Genomic DNA, 4,770 nt, shown 5'->3' on the forward strand with positions numbered 1-4,770 from the left:
TTTATCAACTACTTTAATCAAACAATGGCTAAACCTTTTAAGTGGACATATAAGGGCAAAGTTTTGGCTATTTAATGGTCTGCTTATTTACGCCGCACTGTACTAGTCCGCTCAGGCGGACTTTTTTGTTGTCTGTAAGATTCTTACTTGATTTTTGAAATATAGCTGTTGACTGTTAACGGTTGACTGTTGACAGACTACGAAGTCTTTTATGGTTAGGGTTTTGTCTTAGCTTGATGTTCTAATCTATCTGACTATGGCTATATATATATGATGGGCAAGATAATTGAAATATGCAGTTTCTTCTAAAATAGAGCTGGAAAGTATCGCAACTTATTCTATGGATCACGAATTATTAACTTTTTTCGCCGGTGTGGGCTTTCTTATCATCTATCTTGTTTTTTCTGCATGGACGGAAATGGGTACTAAATTACCTTGGAAGAAGTAAAATCCGTGGGTAGAGGGAAGCGTTCAGAAATACGCCCGTCCGTGAGTGTTGAATCGGGTGAATGGTTGATCAGGAAGAATTTAAGAGTGCAAAAGTTTTGCACTCTTTTGGTCTTGACTGCCCCTTCGGGGCGGGAGTAGGGAGTAGGGGAAGAAATTAGCCCCGAAAAAGGTTTAAAGCCGAGTGGAATTGTGGGCGATAAAATCCTTGTATTGCAAGGTAGGTTAAAACCCCGCCCCTCTCTGCGAGACGCTACGCGAACGTGGGCGGCTTAGTTTCCCTACTCCCCAATCCCTACTCCCTACTCCCTTTCATTAACGAACAGACTCAAAAATTACCATGATTGTGATTAAGCATAGGAGAATAACTCCCAAGGGCATAAACACGGTTTGCAGTACTGCAATCAGTATATCAATGATGTGTAACGCACCTAACGCTGTGGAAAGCACATAAGCGATCGCCACTCCAAACAGCATCAACAAAAAGTATTTCAAGAACTTAGCAACTAAACGAACTAGTAGGGTGTCTTCATTTTTCAACATGATATAACTCCTGTAGGGTGGAGAGTAACATAGATATTTACACGCTCTACAGAATCTAGTTAGTTAATGTTTACCGCTTATCTATAGGAATCTACCGAGATAAATCTTCTCTGGGTGTGAAGACTTACTTAGCTATATGTGTTAATGAGTACACCAAGAATAAGCTAATGCGCGCCTGAATTGCATAACTACTAATAAGGTTTGTTAACAGTTAACTGTTAACGGTCAACAGCCATCACGATGGATTATGCAACTTAAAAGCAGAATAGCTTATCAGCTTGCTCACTAACATCTCTCCTCAACCGTGTATCTCCTGACAATTAACTCAACTTTGCCTGTATTGATTACAAGAATAATACAGTTTGAAAAACTTTGCAGTTGGATAAAGTAAGACATCTCATTTCCTATTGGGTAGGAAAAAGTAGCTTGTAGTATTGTGACCAAAAGTGAAATCGTGAAAATATGGTTATAATTAAGCACAAATGATACAGTCAGGCGATCGATGGGTGCAGAAGAAGCTCTAGAGCTTTTGGATAGCTTGGTTTATAGGAAAACAGGGGAACGTCTAGGCACAACTCAGAGAATAATTCTACGTAATTTATGGGAGGATAGGAAACAGACTTATCAGAATATTGCTGATATTTGTGGCTATACGGAAGCGCATTTAAAAGCAGTTGGCGCGGAATTGTGGCAAATACTGACGAACGTCTTAGGGGAAAAAGTCTCTAAGTCAAACTTTTCTTTAGTGGTGCAGAGATTTTGGCAATCTCAACGACTACAAAAGATGTCGCCTATTGTAAATTCAGTCGTCAATAATGGCAAGTCACAAGAACTGGATTATAACTTTGTGGGGCGCGATCGCGAAATAGCCGAACTTGATAGCTATGTTGTCCGAGGTGCGAAAGTTATCCTCATCCAAGGTGAAGGCGGTGTTGGTAAAACTACCTTAGCACGGCGGTATTTTAAGACTCAAGGTTTTGATTTCCTAGAGTTGTGGATGGCTAAGGAAAGCCAACATATCGTTTCTGTGGAGAGTGTGGTTGAGGAATGGCTAAGAGTTGATTTTAATGAGGAACCAGGGAAGGAGTTTGGGATTAATCTAGATAGGCTACGGCGCAAGCTGCGGGATGAAACGCGCAAGATAGGGGTTTTAATTGATAATCTTGAGTCTGCTTTAGATAGAAATGGTCAGATTATTGCTTATCGTCGTTCCTATGTGGAACTTTTACGGGTATTAGCAGACCCTAGTATTAAATCTATCACTTTGATTACTAGTCGTGAGCGTTTATATGAATCAGGTGTGGATGTGACTTTCTATCCCCTGGGAGGTTTGGATGAATCTACTTGGCAAAAGTTTTTTACTAGTTGTCAAATCAAATCTAATTTATCTGCACTGAGTGAAATGTGTAAAGCTTTTGGTGGAAATGCCAAAGCTATGCAAATTATTAGTGGCGCAATTACTACAGATTTTGAAGGCAATGCAGACATTTATTGGCGAGAAAATCAGTATGATTTATTGATTGAACCAGAGTTAAAAAATTTAGTTGCTAGTCAATTTGACCGTTTAGAACAAATGGACAGTGAAGCATATCGGCTGCTGTGTCGGTTGGGATGTTATCGCTATCAAGATGTTACTCATGTGAGTGTTCAGGGATTACAATGTTTACTTTGGGATGTGCCGGAACAACAAGCTAGGCGAGTAATTAGATATCTAACTGACCGTTTATTGATAGAGTTTCGTAAAGGAAAATATTGGTTACATCCGGTGATTTGTACAGAGGCGATCGCCAGATTAAAACAAAGCGGTGAATGGCAAATTGCTAACCAAAAGGCGGCGGAATTTTGGAATCAGAGTGTTACTCAAGTAGAAAATCCTCAAGATGCTTTGATGGCGTTGGAAGCGTATCATCACTATATGGAAATTGGGGATTATGAAAAAGCTGCTGATGTGATTATTCGCAGTAGACCCAAAAAATGGGATCACAGTATATCTTTAGGGGTTTTATTTAATCGATTGGGTTTGTTAGAAACCTTGATTTCTGTAATTAATCCCCTCATTCATAATTTACATTCCGACTATCATTTGAATATTTTGTATAACTTATTGGGGAGAGCTTATCACCAAATAGGCAATATCAAATCAGCCCTGGAATGCCACTATAAGTCTAATGAAATTGCTGAAAAAAATAACTTTCTGCAAGAGAGAATTTCCAGTAGTTTCAATTTAGGTCTTTGTTACACAGATTTATGGGAAATTGAAAAAGCAAGTGAGATTTTTTACTACGTCAAGAATCTAGCAGCAATAGACAAAAATTATTATCAATATGTTGTTTATTCTCTGTGTTGTTTAGCTTATTTAGATTCTTCTGTGGGCAATAATGAAAACGTAAAGTTGATGTTACGAGAAGCGGAAGAGGGACTATCTCACGACAGATTAACTTCCTGGGGTATAGGCACAAGTTTACTATTTCTCAGCTTGACTTATAAAAATTTGGGTTTAATAGACAATGCTTTCTCGATGTGCCATCAAGCTATTAACCATTGTCGTCAAAATCAGTTTAGTTTTTTAGAAGCAAGGGCTACATCTTGTTTAGCATCATTATATCGAGAACAGGGACAGTTTACAGTGGCGATAGATAAACATTTAGAGGCGATCGCCAACATGAACAAAGTATCTGATAAATGCAATCTCGCCAAAGCCTACTACCAGTTAGGTTTGACATATCAAAGGATAGGCGCAGTTAACCAAAGTAGAGAGACATTTCATCAGGCGATCGTTATCTTCAATGATCTACCTGCACCAAAGCAAGTAGAAAAAGTGCAAATAACAATGACGCGTTTGGAAAATGGTTAGTAGCAAAACAATGTAGGTTGGGTGGAGGCTTTGCGTTAGACGCTCAATTTATCTTTTTCGTGATAAATCATATCGAAATATAGCGGTTTGCAATTGAGTTAAATACAGACCTAACCCAATACGGTTCAGTTAAGAAAATAAATTAACTGCTACACATAAAACAGATCTATTTTTTGGAGGGGGCTTGGGGGACGCAACCGTCCCCCAATCGGGGGTTTGGGGGAGAATCCCCCAAGTCTTGGTTCTTCTGAAATCGATAAGCTGACAACGTTAACTGAACCGTATTGAGACCTAACCCCCAGCCCCTTGGGAGTAGGACTCAAAGCCCCTCTCCGCGTCGGAGAGGGGTTGGGGAGAGGTCATGAAACTTATGTTAAATAACTCAATTATCTCAATAACTTTCGTACCAAGCGCAGTGAAGAAACAATTAACTTTATCTTTTTTTGCGTTTTAGAAGCAGCTTTCACTTCATCTAATATCCTCCGCATCTCAGTTAAATTTTCTTGATTAATCCCAATTATTGTAGATTTAATAATTGCCGCCCTGACGCGATCAAGTGCATTGTCACACTCTTCATACGCTTCCCTTAACTCATTAGCTTCCACCCAATTACCATCCATTCTCGCGGCTGTCAATTCAAACTGAAGCTGCGGTAAAATACTTTCTAAATCCGTTTCTATTTGTTTTAGTTGGGGTACATCGATTTGATTGCTAGGGACAACTTGTAGTTGAGAAACTATGGTTTGTAGTTTATCGAGAATTTCGTCATTATTAGACATAGAAATCATTAAATTATTATTTATGTCATTATATATTTCAATAAGTAGCTAGGTGCAATTAAATATAAAACGCTCTAGTCTGTATTCACCCGCTTCGCTACGAGTTTTCATGCCATCCATGACAGCAATGGCGCTCATCGTACTCAT

3 protein-coding genes are annotated in these 4,770 nt (G+C 39.0%); 1 reads left to right on the forward strand and 2 read right to left on the reverse strand.

Annotation, left to right across the window (positions count from 1 at the left end):
- Nucleotides 1-762 precede the first annotated feature (762 nt).
- Nucleotides 763-990: a hypothetical protein gene (locus H6G14_RS32830; RefSeq protein WP_190573139.1), complete on the reverse strand. Its 228-nt coding sequence runs from the start codon at nucleotides 988-990 to the stop codon at nucleotides 763-765.
- Nucleotides 991-1,492: 502 nt separating this feature from the next.
- Between H6G14_RS32830 and H6G14_RS32835 the strand changes: the two genes are divergently transcribed.
- Nucleotides 1,493-3,844, forward strand: a complete 2,352-nt coding sequence (locus tag H6G14_RS32835; RefSeq protein WP_190573141.1) for a tetratricopeptide repeat protein — start codon at nucleotides 1,493-1,495, stop codon at nucleotides 3,842-3,844.
- Nucleotides 3,845-4,230: 386 nt separating this feature from the next.
- Here H6G14_RS32835 and H6G14_RS32840 read toward each other — a convergent pair whose 3' ends face one another.
- Entirely contained in the window at nucleotides 4,231-4,623 is a 393-nt protein-coding gene (locus tag H6G14_RS32840; RefSeq protein ID WP_190573143.1) for a hypothetical protein, read from the reverse strand.
- Nucleotides 4,624-4,770: the final 147 nt, after the last annotated feature.

The sequence above is a fragment of the Nostoc parmelioides FACHB-3921 genome (assembly GCF_014696625.1).
GTDB lineage: Bacteria > Cyanobacteriota > Cyanobacteriia > Cyanobacteriales > Nostocaceae > Trichormus > Trichormus parmelioides.